Origin of the sequence: Cellulomonas sp., assembly GCF_035634735.1 — a bacterium.
In the GTDB taxonomy this organism is placed as follows: Bacteria; Actinomycetota; Actinomycetes; order Actinomycetales; family Cellulomonadaceae; genus Cellulomonas.
Genome location: NZ_DASQCJ010000159.1, coordinates 1 through 15639, shown reverse-complemented (window position 1 = coordinate 15639; position 15639 = coordinate 1). Strand labels below are relative to the sequence as shown.

General features: G+C 77.1%; 22 protein-coding genes, 1 other RNA gene and 1 pseudogene. 14 read left to right on the top strand and 10 right to left on the bottom strand.

Going from position 1 to position 15639, the window contains the following annotated elements:
• The 4 genes and pseudogenes from VER05_RS13600 to VER05_RS13585 form a co-directional block, all read left to right on the top strand.
• Window positions 1–339: pseudogene (locus VER05_RS13600) on the top strand (hypothetical protein); the annotation flags it as partial.
• Window positions 339–1205 (top strand): 3-methyl-2-oxobutanoate hydroxymethyltransferase, encoded by an 867-nt coding sequence (panB, locus tag VER05_RS13595; protein WP_324845873.1) that lies wholly within the window; start codon window positions 339–341, stop codon window positions 1203–1205. The pseudogene VER05_RS13600 and the gene panB, both read left to right, overlap by 1 nt.
• The gene (locus tag VER05_RS13590) at window positions 1172–2317 is read left to right on the top strand and encodes an endonuclease/exonuclease/phosphatase family protein (RefSeq protein ID WP_324845872.1); all 1146 of its coding nucleotides are present in this window, start codon (window positions 1172–1174) and stop codon (window positions 2315–2317) included. The genes panB and VER05_RS13590 overlap by 34 nt, the downstream gene beginning before the upstream one ends.
• A gap of 79 nt (window positions 2318–2396) precedes the next feature.
• Window positions 2397–3161, top strand: coding sequence for a M15 family metallopeptidase (locus VER05_RS13585; RefSeq protein WP_324845871.1), 765 nt, complete (start codon window positions 2397–2399; stop codon window positions 3159–3161).
• A 31-nt stretch (window positions 3162–3192) separates the two neighbouring features.
• On the opposite strand, the gene VER05_RS13580 is transcribed toward VER05_RS13585, so the two are convergent.
• The gene (locus tag VER05_RS13580; protein WP_324845870.1) at window positions 3193–3366 is read right to left on the bottom strand and encodes an SPOR domain-containing protein; all 174 of its coding nucleotides are present in this window, start codon (window positions 3364–3366) and stop codon (window positions 3193–3195) included.
• 69 nt (window positions 3367–3435) lie between these two features.
• Between VER05_RS13580 and map the strand changes: the two genes are divergently transcribed.
• The 4 genes from map (at window position 3436) to VER05_RS13560 (ending at window position 5899) form a co-directional block, all read left to right on the top strand.
• A complete protein-coding gene (gene map / locus VER05_RS13575) occupies window positions 3436–4308 on the top strand; it encodes a type I methionyl aminopeptidase (protein WP_414647627.1) in 873 nt (290 codons plus the stop codon).
• Entirely contained in the window at window positions 4305–5102 is a 798-nt protein-coding gene (ppgK, locus tag VER05_RS13570) for a polyphosphate--glucose phosphotransferase (protein WP_324845869.1), read from the top strand. Before map ends, ppgK begins: the two co-directional genes overlap by 4 nt.
• Window positions 5103–5196: 94 nt before the next feature.
• Window positions 5197–5622, top strand: a complete 426-nt coding sequence (locus tag VER05_RS13565; RefSeq protein ID WP_324845868.1) for a VOC family protein — start codon at window positions 5197–5199, stop codon at window positions 5620–5622.
• A 103-nt stretch (window positions 5623–5725) separates the two neighbouring features.
• A complete protein-coding gene (locus tag VER05_RS13560) occupies window positions 5726–5899 on the top strand; it encodes a CsbD family protein (protein ID WP_166940890.1) in 174 nt (57 codons plus the stop codon).
• A gap of 73 nt (window positions 5900–5972) precedes the next feature.
• On the opposite strand, the gene VER05_RS13555 is transcribed toward VER05_RS13560, so the two are convergent.
• The gene (locus VER05_RS13555; protein ID WP_324845867.1) at window positions 5973–6293 is read right to left on the bottom strand and encodes a hypothetical protein; all 321 of its coding nucleotides are present in this window, start codon (window positions 6291–6293) and stop codon (window positions 5973–5975) included.
• A 113-nt stretch (window positions 6294–6406) separates the two neighbouring features.
• Complete coding sequence (locus tag VER05_RS13550) at window positions 6407–6967, bottom strand: GNAT family N-acetyltransferase (protein ID WP_324845866.1); 561 nt, start codon at window positions 6965–6967, stop codon at window positions 6407–6409.
• Between the two features lie 81 nt (window positions 6968–7048).
• On the opposite strand from VER05_RS13550, the gene VER05_RS13545 reads away from it, so the two are divergent.
• Window positions 7049–7327, top strand: coding sequence for a hypothetical protein (locus VER05_RS13545; RefSeq protein WP_324845865.1), 279 nt, complete (start codon window positions 7049–7051; stop codon window positions 7325–7327).
• Window positions 7328–7377: 50 nt separating this feature from the next.
• Window positions 7378–7746, top strand: coding sequence for a DUF6191 domain-containing protein (locus tag VER05_RS13540; RefSeq protein WP_324845864.1), 369 nt, complete (start codon window positions 7378–7380; stop codon window positions 7744–7746).
• On the opposite strand, the gene VER05_RS13535 is transcribed toward VER05_RS13540, so the two are convergent.
• On the bottom strand, window positions 7724–7951 hold the full coding sequence (locus VER05_RS13535; RefSeq protein WP_324845863.1) for a hypothetical protein: 228 nt from the start codon (window positions 7949–7951) through the stop codon (window positions 7724–7726). The genes VER05_RS13540 and VER05_RS13535 overlap by 23 nt on opposite strands.
• Window positions 7952–8247: 296 nt before the next feature.
• On the opposite strand from VER05_RS13535, the gene VER05_RS13530 reads away from it, so the two are divergent.
• Window positions 8248–8754 (top strand): CAP domain-containing protein, encoded by a 507-nt coding sequence (locus VER05_RS13530; protein ID WP_324845862.1) that lies wholly within the window; start codon window positions 8248–8250, stop codon window positions 8752–8754.
• Between the two features lie 76 nt (window positions 8755–8830).
• On the opposite strand, the gene VER05_RS13525 is transcribed toward VER05_RS13530, so the two are convergent.
• Both VER05_RS13525 and VER05_RS13520 read right to left on the bottom strand, forming a co-directional pair.
• A complete protein-coding gene (locus VER05_RS13525) occupies window positions 8831–9430 on the bottom strand; it encodes a hypothetical protein (protein ID WP_324845861.1) in 600 nt (199 codons plus the stop codon).
• Window positions 9423–9644, bottom strand: coding sequence for a type II toxin-antitoxin system HicA family toxin (locus tag VER05_RS13520; protein ID WP_324845874.1), 222 nt, complete (start codon window positions 9642–9644; stop codon window positions 9423–9425). Before VER05_RS13520 ends, VER05_RS13525 begins: the two co-directional genes overlap by 8 nt.
• Window positions 9645–9813: 169 nt before the next feature.
• On the opposite strand from VER05_RS13520, the gene VER05_RS13515 reads away from it, so the two are divergent.
• Window positions 9814–10029: a hypothetical protein gene (locus VER05_RS13515; RefSeq protein ID WP_324845860.1), complete on the top strand. Its 216-nt coding sequence runs from the start codon at window positions 9814–9816 to the stop codon at window positions 10027–10029.
• Window positions 10030–10052: 23 nt separating this feature from the next.
• Here the strand turns inward: VER05_RS13515 and rnpB are convergent.
• The 3 genes from rnpB to VER05_RS13500 all read right to left on the bottom strand — a co-directional run bounded on the left by rnpB (window position 10053) and on the right by VER05_RS13500 (window position 11748).
• An RNA gene (gene rnpB / locus VER05_RS13510) (RNase P RNA component class A) lies at window positions 10053–10439 on the bottom strand.
• A gap of 10 nt (window positions 10440–10449) precedes the next feature.
• Window positions 10450–11346, bottom strand: a complete 897-nt coding sequence (locus VER05_RS13505; protein WP_324845859.1) for a hypothetical protein — start codon at window positions 11344–11346, stop codon at window positions 10450–10452.
• Between the two features lie 54 nt (window positions 11347–11400).
• The gene (locus VER05_RS13500) at window positions 11401–11748 is read right to left on the bottom strand and encodes a hypothetical protein (RefSeq protein WP_324845858.1); all 348 of its coding nucleotides are present in this window, start codon (window positions 11746–11748) and stop codon (window positions 11401–11403) included.
• Between the two features lie 104 nt (window positions 11749–11852).
• Between VER05_RS13500 and VER05_RS13495 the strand changes: the two genes are divergently transcribed.
• Window positions 11853–12638, top strand: coding sequence for a peroxide stress protein YaaA (locus tag VER05_RS13495; RefSeq protein ID WP_324845857.1), 786 nt, complete (start codon window positions 11853–11855; stop codon window positions 12636–12638).
• Window positions 12639–12803: 165 nt separating this feature from the next.
• Window positions 12804–14756: a threonine/serine ThrE exporter family protein gene (locus VER05_RS13490; protein ID WP_324845856.1), complete on the top strand. Its 1953-nt coding sequence runs from the start codon at window positions 12804–12806 to the stop codon at window positions 14754–14756.
• 15 nt (window positions 14757–14771) lie between these two features.
• Here the strand turns inward: VER05_RS13490 and VER05_RS13485 are convergent, their stop codons facing one another.
• A complete protein-coding gene (locus tag VER05_RS13485) occupies window positions 14772–15566 on the bottom strand; it encodes a histidine phosphatase family protein (protein ID WP_324845855.1) in 795 nt (264 codons plus the stop codon).
• Window positions 15567–15639 lie beyond the last annotated feature (73 nt).

Below are 15639 nucleotides of genomic sequence, written 5' to 3'. Positions count from 1 at the left end.
GAGCTCCGCCCGGGGCAGACCGACCAGGACTCGCTGCCGCCGTACGACCTGCTCGACCAGGTGCTGGACGCCTACGTCGAGCACGCCGAGGGCCGCGCCGAGCTGCTGGCCCGCGGGTTCGACCCGGAGATCGTCGACAAGGTGCTGTCGCTGGTCGACCGCGCCGAGTGGAAGCGCCGGCAGTACCCGCTCGGGCCCAAGGTGACGGCCCTGGCGTTCGGCCGGGACCGTAGGCTGCCGATCACCACGCGCTGGCGCGAGCCGGTGGACACCGCCGCCTCGGCGGAGGCCACCGCGCGCGCGACCGGCTCGACCGACGACACCGTGGAGCAGCACTGATGTCCGAGCAGCCGACCCCGGCAGCCACCCCGGCCACCCCCGCCTCCCCCGCCGCCGCCCCGGGCGCGCGCCGGGTGCGCGTGCACCACCTGTCCGAGGCCAAGGCCCGCGGCGAGCGCCTGACGATGCTCACCGCCTACGACTTCGCCACGGCGCGCATCTTCGACGACGCGGGCATCGACCTGCTGCTCGTCGGCGACTCGATCGGCAACACCATGCTCGGCCACGCGTCGCCGATCCCGGTGACGGTGGACGAGATGATCCCGCCGACCCGCGCCGTCGTGCGCGCCGCGCGCCGCGCGCTCGTCGTCGCGGACCTGCCGTTCGGGTCCTACGAGGCCGGCCCGGCGCAGGCGCTCGCCACGGCCGCGCGGTACCTCAAGGAGGCCGGCGCGCACGCCGTGAAGTTCGAGGGCGGCGTGCGGGTGGCCCCGCAGATCCGGGCGCTCACCGACGCCGGCATCCCGGTCGTCGGGCACCTCGGCTTCACCCCGCAGTCCGAGAACACCCTCGGCGGGCACCGGGTGCAGGGCCGCGGCGACGAGGCCGCCGAGCGGCTCGCCGAGGACGCCCTCGCGGTGCAGGAGGCGGGCGCGGTCGCGGTCGTCCTGGAGATGGTGCCGGCGCCCGTCGCCGCGCGGGTCACCGAGATCCTGCACATCCCGACGATCGGCATCGGCGCCGGCGCGGAGTGCGACGGCCAGGTGCTGGTCTGGACCGACATGGCCGGCATGGGCGAGTGGTCGCCGCGGTTCGCCAAGGCGTTCGCCCCGGTCGGGCAGCTGCTGGGCGAGGCGGCCCGCGCCTACGCCGCCGAGGTGCGCGGCGGGCAGTGGCCCGACGCCGAGCACTCGTTCCTGAGCTGAGCGGGACGGGGGACCCCGGCCGCCGGCCGCGCTCCCGGATCCGGGGTGCGCTCGGCGCCGGGGTCCTGCTGCTCGCGGCGGCCGCCGTCGTCGTGCTGCTCGCCCCCGACCGCCTCGGGCTGGCGGACCGCACGCCGGTCGCCCAGCTCGTCGCGCTGCGCGGGCTCGTCGCGTCGCTGCTGGTCGGCGGCGCCCTGCTGCTGGTGGGCGCCGTGGCCGGCTGGCGCCGCGTCGCCGTGCGCGCGGGGCTGCGCCCGCCCGGCCGGCTGCCCGCGGCCCTGGCCGCCGTCCTGGTGCTGGGCGCCGCCGCGCAGGCGGCGGTCGTCGTCGGTCGCGGCGTCGACGGCTCGGTCCCGGGCCCGGCAGCCGACGACGAGCTCGTCGTGCTGTCGTTCAACACCTTCGGCGTCGTCGACGCGGACGACCTCACCGCCCTGGTCCAGCAGCAGGACGCCGACCTGGTCGTCCTGGCCGAGACGTCCGGCTCGACCGCCCGCGCCGTGGCCCGCGCGCTGACCGACGCCGGCCGCCCGACCACCGCCCTCGCCGCCGACTCCGAGAGCACCCGCGTCGAAGGCGTCGCGCTCCTGGTCCGGGACGGCCTGGGCGCGTACTCCCCGTCGTCCGCGGGTCTCCCTGCGACCGAGCTCGGCACCTTCGCCGCGGTGCGCGCCGGCGACGCGCCCGCCGGGTCCACCGCGGCCCCGGTGGACGCCGGGTCGGGGCGGACGCCCGCGCCCGCGCCCGACGTCGTGGTCGCCGCGCACACGCGTGCGCCCTCCGCGGAGTCGTCGATGCCGGACTGGCGCGCGCACGCGGCGGGCGTCGCGGACGTGTGCCGGACCACGCCGGGGGTGGTCGTCGCGGGCGACCTCAACGCCACCCTCGACCACCCCGGCCTGGACGCCCTGGGCCCGTGCGTCGACGCGGCCGCCGCGGTCGGCGCGGCCGGCCTGGGCACCTGGCCCGCGGACGTGCCCCGCGTGCTCGCCGCGCCGATCGACCACGTGCTCGTCGACGGCCGGACCTGGCGGGTGACCGCGTTCGGCGTGCTGGACCGGGTCGGCACGAGCGACCACCGCCCGGTGGTCGCGCACCTCGCACGCCGCTGACCACCCCGCGCCGCCGGCCCGGCGCACCGCGTCGCGCGTGCTGCGCCCGGCGGGCCCCCGCGCCCCCTACGCTCGTCGCATGCGCCGCGACTCCGCCGTCCAGCAGCCGGCCGCGGCGCGCTCCACGTCCCCGTCGGGGTCGCCCGCCCCGCGGTCGCCCGCCCCCCGCGGGCCGCGCCCGCCGGCCCGGCCGCCCCGGCTGCGCCTGACCCGGCGCGGCGTGGTCGTCCTCGGCGTCGGCGCGGCGCTCGTGCTGGCGCTGGTCGTCTCGCTGGTGGTCGCCGTCGTGCGGCTGCTGGGCGGACCGGCGCCCGCCGCCGAGCCGGACCCGGTGCCGGTGGCCGTCGTCGACGCCTCGTGCGTCCCCGACGCGACGACCTCCCAGAACTGCTGGCCGGCGTTCGACGACGGGGCGGACCCGCTGCTCGAGGTCTCGCCCTGGGTGACCGGCCGGCTGCGCGGCGGCGACGTCCGGTTCGTGCTGGAGCACGTCGCGGCCCGGTTCGACGCCGAGGTCGAGCCGGTCGACCCCGCGAGCTCGTGGGGCTGGGGCTACCGCACGGTGCGCGGCGAGGAGGACGAGGCCGGCGACGGGCTGTCGAACCACGCCTCCGGCACCTCGATCGACCTGAACGCGACCGAGCACCCGCTCGGCGCGGAGGACACGTTCAGCGACGACCAGGTCGCGGCGATCCGCGCGATCGTCGCCGAGGTGTCGCCGGCGGTCGCCTGGGGCGGCGACTTCACCGGCCGGCGCGACGAGATGCACTTCGAGATCGTCGGCTCGCCCGAGGTCGTCGCCGAGGTGGCCGCCCGCCTGCGCGGCGAGGCGCCGGCGGGCTGACCGCCGCGGGCCGGGCCGCGACGGCTAGGCCTCAGCGGTCCCGGCGGTCCTCCTCGTCCCAGGCCTGGGTGCGGGAGCGGGCCTTCTCCAGCGCGTGCTGCGCCGCCTCGCGGGTCGGGTACGGGCCCATCAGGTGCGACCACGTCGACTGCTTGCCCTGCTCGACCTGCCCGGTCTCGGTGTTGTAGTAGAACTCGTCGGCCACGGGTCCGTCCTCCTCGTCCTGGGCCGTCCGGCTCACCCGGCACGACCGCTTCTTCGTAGACTGCCAGGCATGACGTCCGTGCACGCGCCGAGGCCGGCGCTCGTCCCGGGCACCGTGAGCCCGCGGCGACCGGTCCCCGCCTCGATCCCCCGCCCCGAGTACGTCGACCGGCCCGCGCCGGCGCCGTACACCGGCAGCGACGTCGTCGCCCCCGAGGTCGTCGAGCGCATCCGGGTCTCCGCGCGGATCGCGGCGCAGGCGCTGCAGGAGGTCGGCCGGCACGTGGCCCCCGGGGTCACCACCGACGAGCTCGACCGCATCGGCCACGAGTTCCTGCTCGACCACCACGCGTACCCGTCGACGCTCGGCTACCGGGGCTTCCCGAAGTCGGTGTGCACGTCGGTCAACGAGGTCATCTGCCACGGCATCCCCGACTCCACCGTCCTCGAGGACGGCGACCTGGTGAACCTCGACATCACCGCGTACGTCGACGGCGTGCACGGCGACAACAACGCGACCTTCCTGGTCGGCGACGTCGACGAGGAGTCGCGGCTGCTGGTCGAGCGCACCGAGGAGGCCCTGGCCCGCGCCATCAAGGCCGTCCGCCCCGGCCGCGAGGTCAACGTCATCGGCCGCGTGATCGAGAAGTACGCCGCGCGGTTCGGCTACGGCGTGGTGCGCGACTACACCGGCCACGGCGTCGGCGAGGCGTTCCACACCGGGCTGGTCATCCCGCACTACGACGCGGCCCCGCTGTACGACCGGGTCATCGAGCCCGGGATGGTGTTCACGATCGAGCCGATGCTCAACCTGGGCACCGCCGACTGGACGACGTGGGACGACGGGTGGACCGTGGTCACCGCGGACCTGCGCCGCAGCGCGCAGTTCGAGCACACCCTGCTGGTCACCGACACCGGAGCGGAGATCCTCACACTCCCATGAGCAACCACCACGGCAAGAACGCACAGACGGCGTTCGGCATCGACATCGGCGGGTCCGGCATCAAGGGCGCGCCGGTCGACCTCGCCACGGGCGAGTTCTCCGCCGACCGCGTCCGCATCCCCACCCCCCAGCCGGCCACCCCGTCCGCGGTCGCGGAGACGGTCGTCGAGCTGGTCAAGCGGTTCGACCTCCCGGAGGACGCCGCCATCGGCGTGACGTTCCCCGCGGTCGTGCAGCACGGCGTCGCGCGGTCCGCCGCGAACGTCGACGGCTCCTGGATCGGCACCAACATCGAGCACGTCCTCGGCGACGCGCTCGGCCGGCCGGTCCTCGCGGTCAACGACGCCGACGCCGCCGGCTACGCCGAGACCCTGTACGGCGCGGCGCGGTCGACCTCCGGCGTCACGTTCATCTGCACCCTCGGCACCGGCATCGGCACCGCGATCGTCGCCGACGGCGTCCTGGTGCCGAACCTCGAGCTCGGGCACCTGGAGATCGACGGGTTCGACGCCGAGAGCCGCGCGGCCGACTCCGCGCGCGAGCGGGACGACCTCGACTTCCCGCAGTGGGCCGAGCGCCTGCAGCGGTACTTCGGCGTCATCGAGGACCTGTTCTGGCCGGACCTCATCGTCGTCGGCGGCGGCGTGTCCAAGCACCACGAGAAGTTCCTCCCGCTGCTGCACCTGCGCGCGCCGATCGTCCCCGCGCAGCTGCGGAACGCCGCCGGCATCGTCGGCGCCGCGGCCCTGGCCGCGCGGGCGGGCACCCCGGTCGCGGGGGTCAAGGGCGACTGACGGCCGGGGCCCGGCGCGCTGCGCGGCGCCGCCGGGCCCGGTCCGTCGCCGCCGGGGTCTGGTGCGCCGGCCCGCGGCGACCTACCGTCTGGCCATGGGACTCGCCGTGGCGCAGCTGTGCGTCGACTCGCACGACCCCTCGTCGCTCGCCCGGTGGTGGGCCGACGTCCTCGGCTGGCGCGTCGTCGAGGAGGACGAGGACGAGGTGGACCTGGAGCCGCCGCCCGGCGTCACCGCCACGCCCTGGCTGTTCCTCCGCGTGCCCGACGCCAAGCGGGTGAAGAACCGGCTGCACGTCGACGTGCGGCCGCCGGACGGCTCCGACCAGGCCACCGAGCTGGAGCGGCTGCTCGCGCTGGGCGCGGTGCAGGTCGACATCGGGCAGGGGCCGGACGCCACCTGGCACGTGCTCGCCGACCCGGAGGGCAACGAGTTCTGCCTGCTCCGGTCCACGCCGTCGGAGCTCGCGGCCCTGCTCGCGGCCGAGGAGGCGGGCCCCGCCGGGGTCCCGTCGGCCTGACCTGGGCGTTCGCGATCACCCGGTCGGGTCGCTCCGGATGCGGCGGCGCGCCCGCGGGCTTAGCGTCGTGAGCACGACGTACCGGTCCGAAGAAGGAGGACGTATGGGACTCGACGACAAGATCGCCAACGCCGCTGAGAAGACCGCCGGCAAGGTCAAGGAGGCCACCGGGCGCGCCTCGGACGACGAGCGCCTCGAGGCCGAGGGCCGCGCCGACCAGTCGAAGGCGGACATCAAGGGCGCCGGCGAGAAGGTCAAGGACGCGTTCAAGCACTGAGCCTCCACGCCGGATCGCGCGCCCCGTCCCGGGCACCCGGGGCGGGGCGCCGTGCTGTCCGGGGGGGGCGGCGCTAGTTGGGCGGCGGCGTGGCGCGGACGGCGGCGCGGAACCGGGCCCCGCCCCCGGTCGTCGCGACCGGCTCCCACTCCCCCGCCTGCGCCAGCCCGACCACGTCCAGGTGCACCTGCGCGATGTCGGCGAGCGGCAGCGGGAAGTCCGGCGAGGTGGTCCGGCTCTCGGCGAGCGGGACGCCGGCGCCGTCGAGCAGCGTGAGCGTCCAGGTCAGGGCGTCCGTCCCGGCCGGCACCGGCGAGTGCACGTCGACGTGCTCCGCCAGCGCCGCCTCCGGGCCGCTGAGCGCGGCGATCCGCGGCAGGCGTCGTCGTGTCATCCGCGCCCCCTGGGTCCTGCGAGGGCCGTCGTCCCCAGCCCCCGGACCCAGCCTGGGGCGTCACCGGGCGATTGACCAGGACCTTGGTCCCTGGCTCCGGGTGCCGTCGCGTGTCAGAGACGGCGCTCGAGCAGCACGACGTCGCGCCACTCGCCGGCCAGCGGGCCGTGCGTCATGCGGGCGATCCGCTCCCGCCGGCCGACCACCCGGAACCCCGCCGCCGCGTGCAGCGCGAGGCTGCCGGCGTTCTCCGGGAACACCGTCGACTGCACCGTCCACACGCCGCCCGCCTCGGCCGACGCGAGCAGCGCGGCCATGAGCGCGCGACCGACCCCGCGTCCGCGGGCGGCGGCGCCGACGTAGAGCGACGCCTCGACCACGCCGGCGTACACCGCGCGGCGGGACACCGGCGAGGCGGCGACCCAGCCGAGCACGGCGTCGTCGGCGGGCGCGGGGCCGCCGGGCGCGGGGCCTCCGGGTGCGGCGGGGACCGTCTCGAGCGCCACGAACCGGTGCTCCGGCAGGTGCGAGGCGTCGAACGCCGCCCAGGTCGGCGCCGCGCTCTCGAACGTCGCGTGGCCGGTCGCGATCCCCTCCGCGAACACCGCCAGCACCCCCTCGGCGTGCGCGGCGGTCATCGGGCGGACGGTCACGGCGGGCTGCACGCCGGCCATTCTCACCCCGCGCCCCCGCCGTGGGTGACATCACCCACGGGCGCCCGCGCGTCGGCGAGGGCGACGGCGCACACTGCCGTGGTGAACCTCGCGCAGACCGTCCCGGGCGGGCTGTCCCGGCTGCGCGCCGCCGTCCCGCTGCTGAACGCGCGGCCGGTCCCGCCCGGCGTGCACCACGACGTCGAGCGCCCGATCCCGGTCACCGTGACCCTCCGGTGGGAGTCCGGCGCCGAGCCGCTGGACACCGTCGCCGTCGAGTGGACGGCCACGCTCGTGCGGGTGCGGATCGTCGACCTGCGGGTCATGACCGGCGCGGTCTGGCTGCCCGCGGCGGACGTGCGGCGGCGCGCCTGCGCGTAGGCCGCCGCCGGGCGGGCGCGCGGGCCGGGTGGCGCGGCAGACTCGGTGCCGTGGAGATCGCCGGGTGGGTCGTCGCCGTCGTCGCGGGTGTCGCGGTCGTCGCGCTGCTCGTCCTGGTCGACCGCCTCGTCGCGCGCGGCCTGCTCGACCGGCGGCGCCGCCGCCCGCGCCGCGACCGTGCGGGTGGCGGGTCGGCCGGCGGCGGCCTGGTCGGCGAGCTGATCGACGTCTTCCAGCCCAGCCGCACCCACACCACCGACGAGCTGGAGCGGCGGCGGCACGACCGCCAGGACGCGGGCGACGGCGCCCCGCCCGTCGACCTGGACGCGGGCACGGCGCGGGTCGACGCGGCCCCGGCCGGACGTGCGGGCAACGACCCCGGCCCGGCGCCGGGCGTCAGGACAGGCGCTCGACCCTGACCGCGGCGTGGTGCTCGCGCGGCGACCCCGGGCGGGCGCCCCACGACACGACGCCCTGCGCGACCGCCCCGACCTCGGCCGGCACCGCGCCGGCGTAGTGCGCGTTCGGGTCGTGGGTGAGCCGCTCCGCGAGCTCGGTGAGGCTGCGGCTGTCGGCGGCCTCGTCGGCCGCGAGCCGGGTCATCCTGAAGCGTGCGTCCGTCATGACGGGCCCCCTCGCCGGTCTGGTCCTCCCAGGGTACGAGCCGGGTCGCGCAGCCGCCGCGGCGGGGTGCGCCAACCTCGCATACGGAGCGAATCGGGACAGAGGCCGCGCTGCGTCAGGCGCCGTGCACGGACTTTCACGGCCCGACCGGAGCCCGTGGCGACCTGCGACGACGTCCGACCGCGGACCGCCGCGGCCGGGCGTCGGCGCGACTCCCCCGGCCGACCGTGCCTACGGTCGAGGCGATCGGAGCACCGCTGATCGACGCACCTCACGAGGAGTCCAGGAGGAGATCCATGACCCAGCGCCTGTGGACCACCAGCACCGTCGCGGCCGGCCTGCTGCTCGGCAGCACCGCGCCCGCGCTGGCCGCCGACGCACCCGCCTCCGCCGGCACCACCACGCCCACCGCCGTGGTCGCCCCGGTGGCCGCCGCGGACGTCGAGGCCGCGGAGCAGGCGATCCTCGCCCGCACGAACGCCCTGCGCGCCGCCGAGGGCAAGCCGGCGCTCGTGCGCAACGCCCAGATCGACGCCGTCGCGGCGGCGTGGGCCGAGCACATGGCGACGACCGGCCAGTTCCAGCACAACCCGGACGTCTTCCGGCAGATCCCCGCGGGCTGGCGCACGGCCGGGGAGAACATCGCGATGAACTCCTACGACCCGGTCGCGCTGGCCACGCAGTGGGAGAACTCCCCGCCGCACCGGGCCAACATGGTGAACCCGGCGTTCGACCAGATCGGCATCGGCGTGGTCGAGCGGGGCGGGCTGTACTACGGGGTCCAGGTGTTCGGCGGGTACTGATCCCCGCCCGCGGATCACCCCTCTCGCCGACGTGCGCCCCGGTCCTCGGACCGGTGCGCACGCGCGTCCGCCCGCGTCACGCGGCGAGGAGCACGCGGCTCCTCGCGGCGGACGGGTCCCCGAGCGCGGCCATGAGCTGCCCGACCGTGCTGTCGTGGCCGAGGCCGTACTGCTCCAGCGAGACCCATGACGGGTGGTCCGCCAGATCGCCCAGCGCGACCTGGGTGGTCCACACCATCTCCTCGCCCCACGGCGCGGCCAGGACGAGCGCCTCACCGCGCGGGTCGATCTCCTCGAAGAGGTCGCCGAGCTGGTCGATCGTGCGGGCGCAGACCACGACGACGACGCCGGTGGCATCGGTTCGTGCGTCCGCGAGGAACTCGTGCCGCGACTCCGTGGCGAGCAGCCGCCGGATCGCGTTCGCGAGGGAACGCCGCTCGATCGCCCCGACCCCGTCACGGAACCGCACCGCGTACTCGACTCCCTCGGCCGTCTGGTCCAGGTACTGATGGTGGCCGATCACCTGGCGTACGCCCACCTCCGCGAGCACGTCCCGGTAGTCGCGGAGGAACTCGGTCGCCGTGTTCCGGGCCATGACGAACCCTGGCAGCTGCGGCGATTCCGCCCAGACGCCGTCCTCGTCGTGCGTCACGATGAGATGCACCGTCTCAGGCACCGCGAACCACCTCCCGAGCCTCATCATCCGACAGACCGACCTGCTTCACCAGGACGTTGCGGACGAGGTGTCCGCCGACCGTGTCGCCGTCGTGGAACGCGAAGACCAGCTGCGGCCAGCCCGGTGCACGCATCGTGCGGTGCGACCCGGTCGATCGGACGGTCACGTACCCGAGCTCGCGCTCGAGCAGAGTCCGTAGGCGCCTCGCCTTCATCGACGGGTACCCGGGCACGCGCGGCGTCATGCGCGTGCGCCCGCGCCGGGTTCCTTCGACAGCCGCACCATCGGCCGACCGTAGCGTCACGAGAGAGACGCGCCGCCGGGCCAGGACGCAGGCGCGCGCGTTGAGTACCCCGCGGCGTACTGATGTGCGTGGACCGGTGGTGAGCACTGAGTGGTGGTCGTGCCGCCACGCTGCGGATGTGCAGCGATCGAGGAGAGCGACCACGGCGACCGACGAGGCCGAGGCGGACCGCCGCGTCGTCGAGGTGACATCCACCGAGAAGCGCGCCGCGCAGGTGCGCGTGAAGGCGGATCAGCGATCCCACCGCGAGACGCCGGCGTTCATCAAGGCCGTCGCCGAGGCGAAGCCCCGCTGACCGACCGGCAGGCGGCTCATGTGCGGATGAGCTGGCCGGTACGCCGGGTTCTGTCCCCGCGCGCGGTTACCCCCGCGCGGGTGGCGACCATCCATCTACGACGCACGTTGCCGTGCGCCTCCAGCGGCCTACCCGGGAGCTCGGACGAGCAGCCCTCGAACGCTCCCTGTCTGGCCTTGCTCCGGGTGGGGTTTACCGAGCCGTGCCGGTCACCCGGCACGCTGGTGGTCTCTTACACCACCGTTTCACCCTTACCACCGTCCGGCCCGAGGGCCGCGCGGTGGCGGTCTGCTTTCTGTGGCACTGTCCCGCGGGTCACCCCGGGTGGGCGTTACCCACCACCCTGCCCTGTGGAGCCCGGACGTTCCTCGGCGAGCCCGAGGGCTCGACGCGGCCGCCTGGCCAGCTCATCCGCGCCGGTCAGCCTACTACGTCCGGGACCCGCGGCCCGCCCGGGTCGGCGGGCCCCGACCCGCCCGGCGACTCGGTCAGCCGGTAGTGCAGCCGCAGCACGGGCAGCGCGCCGAGCCGCAGGTCGTGGTCGGTGCGGAGCACCCCCTCGTCGTCGACGAAGACGTGGAACCGCTCATGCACCGGGATGCGTCGCGCCCAGCAGCCGCCCGGCCGGTCCACCACCAGGTAGGCGCCCGGGTCGCCCCAGCCGCCGGCGCCCGACGTGAGCACGAGGCCGCCGCCGGCCGTGACCGTCGGCCGGAGCAGGACGACCAGCCGCCCGCGCGGCAGCGGGAACGTGACGCGCACGGCGGGCTCGCCGGCACCGGGCAGCCGGACGACCCCGTACAGACCGCTGAACACGACCCGGCCGGTCGCCCGCAGCCGGCGGAGCCACAGCGCGCCGACCTGGGCCCCGTCCCGGACCAGGGGCGTCACCGCGCTCGACATGCCGCGCGCCAGGTCGAGCGAGCGCATCGGCAGCGCGAGCTGGTCGAGCCGGCGGGCGAACAGCGCGGCGACCGCCCAGCCGAACGGCCACGCCCACGGCGCCCACCCGACCCACGCGTCCAGCCGCCAGCCCGAGGTGCACTCGTAGAACCGGCGCACCGGCGCGGCGAGCGCGTCGGCGGCGAAGTCGGCGCGGTCGAGGTCGGCCATCGAGCCGAGCAGACCCGCGCCCGCGTCCCCGGCCGGGCGGACCGCCGCGCCCAGCCGGTCCGCCTCTCCCGCCAGCCACGCGTCCCCGACCCGGTCGACGTCCCCGACCGGTCCCTGGAGCCACGGCGTCGCAGCCAGGTCGACCCGCCGGCCCGTCGCCCGCACCCAGAGCCGCGTCGCCCCGTCCATCCCCCGCGTCAGCACCCCGCGATGGTCGCACCCCGCGCGCCGCCCGCGCGGGAGATCAGCGTCGGCGCCTCACGACCGGCGGCGACGCCGGGCGGCGTCGAGGCCGAACCCCGCGAGCAGCACGAGCAGCGCGGCCACCAGGGCCGCCCACCCCCACCACGTCGGCTCGTCGACGACCCGCACCCCGACACCCCCGACGAGGAAGAGGGCGAGACCGCCGAGAATCACCGCCTTGGCCGGCCCGCTGGCGGCGCGCCACTCCTCGCGGCGGCGCCGCGGGGTCTCCTGGCGACGGTCGCGGGCCTGCTCCGGGGTCTCGTCCGGGCGGCGGCGACCCCAGGCGACGACGCCGCCGATGATCCCGGCCCAGATCACGCCGAGGACGGTCACGCTCACGACGACGCCGGTGGTGGTCATGCGCGCCATGGTGCCCGCCGGGCGAGCGCCGCGCGCGCCCACGTGGCGCACCGCACGCCCGCCCCGCGGCTGCGCAGCGGTCCGCGCCGCCTACAGTTCAGCGCGTGCTCATCCTGCTCCCCCCGTCCGAGGGCAAGACCGCGCCCGTCCGCGGCGCCGCCCTCGACCTGGCGACCCTGTCCGCCCCGGCCCTGACGCCGACCCGGGAGCGCGTGCTCGACGCCCTGGTCGCGGCGAGCGCCCGCCCGGACGCCGTCGAGGTCCTGGGGGTGGGCGCCGGCATCGCCGACGAGGTGGCCCGGAACGTCGACCTGCGGCACGCGCCGGCCGCCGAGGCCCGCGCCGTCTACACCGGCGTGCTGTACGGCGCCGCCGGGCTCGACCGGCTCACGACGGCCCAGCGCCGCCGGGCCGCGGAGAGCGTGCGCGTCGTGTCCGGCCTGTGGGGCCTGGTCGCCCCCGACGACCGCATCCCGGCGTACCGGCTGTCGATGGGCGTCGACCTGCCCGGCGTCGGCCCGCTCGCGGCGGCGTGGCGGGAGCCCCTGCGCGCCGCGCTCGACCCCCGGGCCGAGGCCGGCGAGCTCGTCGTCGACTGCCGGTCCGCCACCTACCTCGCCGCGTGGAAGCCGCCACGCGCCGCGCACGGGTCGTGGGTGCAGGTGCGGGTGCTCCGCGAGGTCGACGGGAAGCGGTCGGTGGTCTCGCACCACGCGAAGCACACCCGCGGCCTCCTGACCCGGCACCTCGTGACCCGCCGCGGCGCGGCGCCCACGACGCCGGAGCACCTGGCCCGGGCGGCGCGCGAGCTCGTGGGCACGGAGCTGCTCGCGGTCGAGCTCGAGGCCCCGGCGGGCCGCCCGGCGACGCTGTCGCTCGTCGTCGCCTGACCGCGGCGGGTGGCCGCCCCGGCGGCCCCCTGCACCGGCCCTTCACCGCCCGCCCACCCGCCGCCCACCGCCACGGCACGCCCCGGTCGACGGGTCCGGCTAGCGTGGTCCCGGTCCGGGCGACCGCCCGACGACACGCACCGGCAGGACGGGGACGGCAGCAGCATGCGACGCACGGGCACCGCGCGGATCGCGGCGCTGCTGCTGGTGCTCGTCCTGGCGCTGGTCGGCGTCGTGGCGGTGGCGGGCGGGCCGGCGGGCGCGACGTCCTCCGACAGCGGGTCGTCCGCGCAGCGCGGCGGGTCCGCCCTGCCGGGCACGACCACGGGCGACGGCCAGGACGCGGACGCCGGCACGGGCGCCGGCGCCGGCGAGGCCGCGGTGCCGGCCCCGTCCCCCTCGCCGACCCCGGCGCAGCCCGCCCCGACGACGACGCCGGTGCCGACCCCCACGCCGACCCAGCAGGTCCCGGTCCCGGCGCCGACGGCCGAGCCCGAGCCGGCGCCCACCCCGACGCCGACCCCCGAACCGTCGTCGACCGGCACCCCGACGCCTACGCCCACCCCGACGCCGACCGAGGCCGGGGTCGGGGGCACCCAGCAGTTCAGCCGCCCGCCGGCCGTCACCACGTCGTCGACCCCGTGGGCCCAGCTGCTCACCGCGCTCGTGGTCGTGGTGGCCGGGGCGGTCGCGGTGGTCGCGATCTCCGCCCGGCGCGCCCGGCTGGCGGCCGAGGCCGCGGCGGCGCCCGGAACCGCCGCCCTCCCCGCCGTCGCCGGCGCCGACGAGCCCGGCGACGACACCGCCGAGCTCCCGGCGCCCCCGACGTCGGCCGAGGTGCTGCGCCTCATGGTCGTCGCCGGCGAGGCCATGGTCGACGCGGGCCACACCGTGTCCTCGGTCGCCGACACCCTCGACGAGATCGCCGCGGTGCACGGCGTCCCCGGCACCGAGACCGTCGTGCTGCCGACCGCCCTGCTCGTGTCCGTCCCCGACGGCGACGGCGTCGCGACCGCGGCCGTGTCGACCGGTCGCCGGCCCCTGATGCTCCACCAGGTCGACGAGCTCACCGACGTGCTCCGCGACGCCTCCGAGCCGGACGCGGACATCGCCGGCGTGACCGCCCGGATCACCCTGCTCCGCACGGCGGCGCCGCCGTTCGGGATGCTGGCGCGCCTCGGCGGGTACCTGCTGCTGTCGGTCGGGCTCGCGGCGCTGCTCGGCGGCTCGTGGGTGGACCTGCTGGTCGCGGCCGGGCTCGGCCTGGCGGTGGGCGCGGTGCAGCTGGTCGTCGGGCGGATGCCGAGCGGCGTCGAGGTGCTGGTCACGGTGGCGTCGGCGTTCGTCGTCGCGGCGGTGGTGCTGCTCGCGGCGCGGGTCGTCCCCGACCTCGGGGTGCTGCCGTCGCTGATCGCGCCCCTCGTGCTGTTCCTGCCCGGCGGGCTGCTCACCACGGGCGTCATCGAGCTCGCGACCGGGCAGATGCTGTCCGGCGCCGGCCGGATCGCGGCGGGCGCGATGCAGCTCGTCATGCTGGCGGGCGGCATCGTCGCGGCCGCGGCGCTGGTCGGCGTCCCGGCGGTCGACCTGGCGACGGGCGGCAACCCGCTCGGGCCCCTGGCGCCGTGGGTCGGCGTCGCGGCGTTCGGCGCCGGGACGGTGGTCTACCGCTGCGGTCGCCCCCGGACGATCGGCTGGGTGATCCTCGTGCTCGGCGTCGCGTACGGAGCGCAGGTGCTGGGCGACGCGCTGCTCGGCGGGGCGCTGTCGGCGTTCGTCGGGGCGCTGGCGATGACGCCGGTGGCGCTGGCCGTCGCGCGGTTCCCGTCCGGGCCGTCGCCGCTGGTGTCGTTCCTGCCCGCGTTCTGGCTGCTGGTGCCCGGGGCGCTCGGCCTGGTCGGCGTCACCAGCCTGCTCGACGGCGACGGCAACGGCGTGTCCACCCTGGTCACGACCGGCGGCACGATGGTCGCGATCGCGCTGGGCGTGCTCGTGGGGCTGTCGGCGGCGCGCGGGCTGCCCGGCCGGCAGGCGCGCTGGTCGCTGGGCGGCGTCCCCGGGCTGATGCCGGCGGCCCGCCCCTGGCCGCGCCGCGGCCGCACGGACCCGCCGGTCTGACGCTCGGGTCCGACCTCAGCCGCGCGCCGGCCAGCCCTCGCTCGGGGCCCCCGCCACCGCGACCTCGTCGCGCTTGTCCGCGAACAGCCGGACGATGCTCACCGACGCCGGTGCCACCCGCAGCTGGCTCCACGACCCCGGCTGCGCGCCCATCGTCCGGCCCAGCGCGGCGCGGATCGACACGGCGTGCGACACGACGACCACGGTCCGGTCGGTGCCCGCGGCGAGCAGCCCGTCGAGCGCCGCGCCGATCCGCTCCCCCACGTCGGCGATCGACTCGCCGCCCTCGGGCCGGAGGTCGGCGCGGGTGTGCCAGGGCTCGAGCTGCCCGGGCCACCGCTGCTCGATCTCCTCGGCGGTCAGCCCCTGCCAGGCGCCGAAGTCGGCCTCCTGGAACGCGGCGTCCACGCGCGGGGTGAGCCCGAGGCGCGCCCCGATGATCGCGGCGGTCTCCTGGGTGCGCACCATCGGCGAGGCGATGAGCTCGGTCGGGTACGGGACGTCGCCCCACAGGTCGTCGCCGACCCGGCGGACGAGCTCGCCCGCGGCGGCGGCCTGCGCGCGGCCGCGCTCGGTGAGCGACGGGCCGGGCTCGGACGACCCCGAGTAGCCCCGGGAGACCGTCATCTCGGTCTCGCCGTGCCGGACGAGGATGACCGTGACGGGCTGGGCGTCGTCGAACCGGACGCCCGCGCCCGACGGCCGGCCGCGGCGCGCGGGCCGCTCGACCGGTCCGGGCGGCGCCGGGGTCCCGGCCTCCGGCTCCAGCGGCTGCGCGCTCCCCCGCGGCGCCGGCCCGTCGGCGGCCATCAGTAGGCGTCCTCGCCGCGGACCAGGATCCGGCCGGAGTCCTCGCAGTAGACGATCTCGTCCTCGGGCGTCG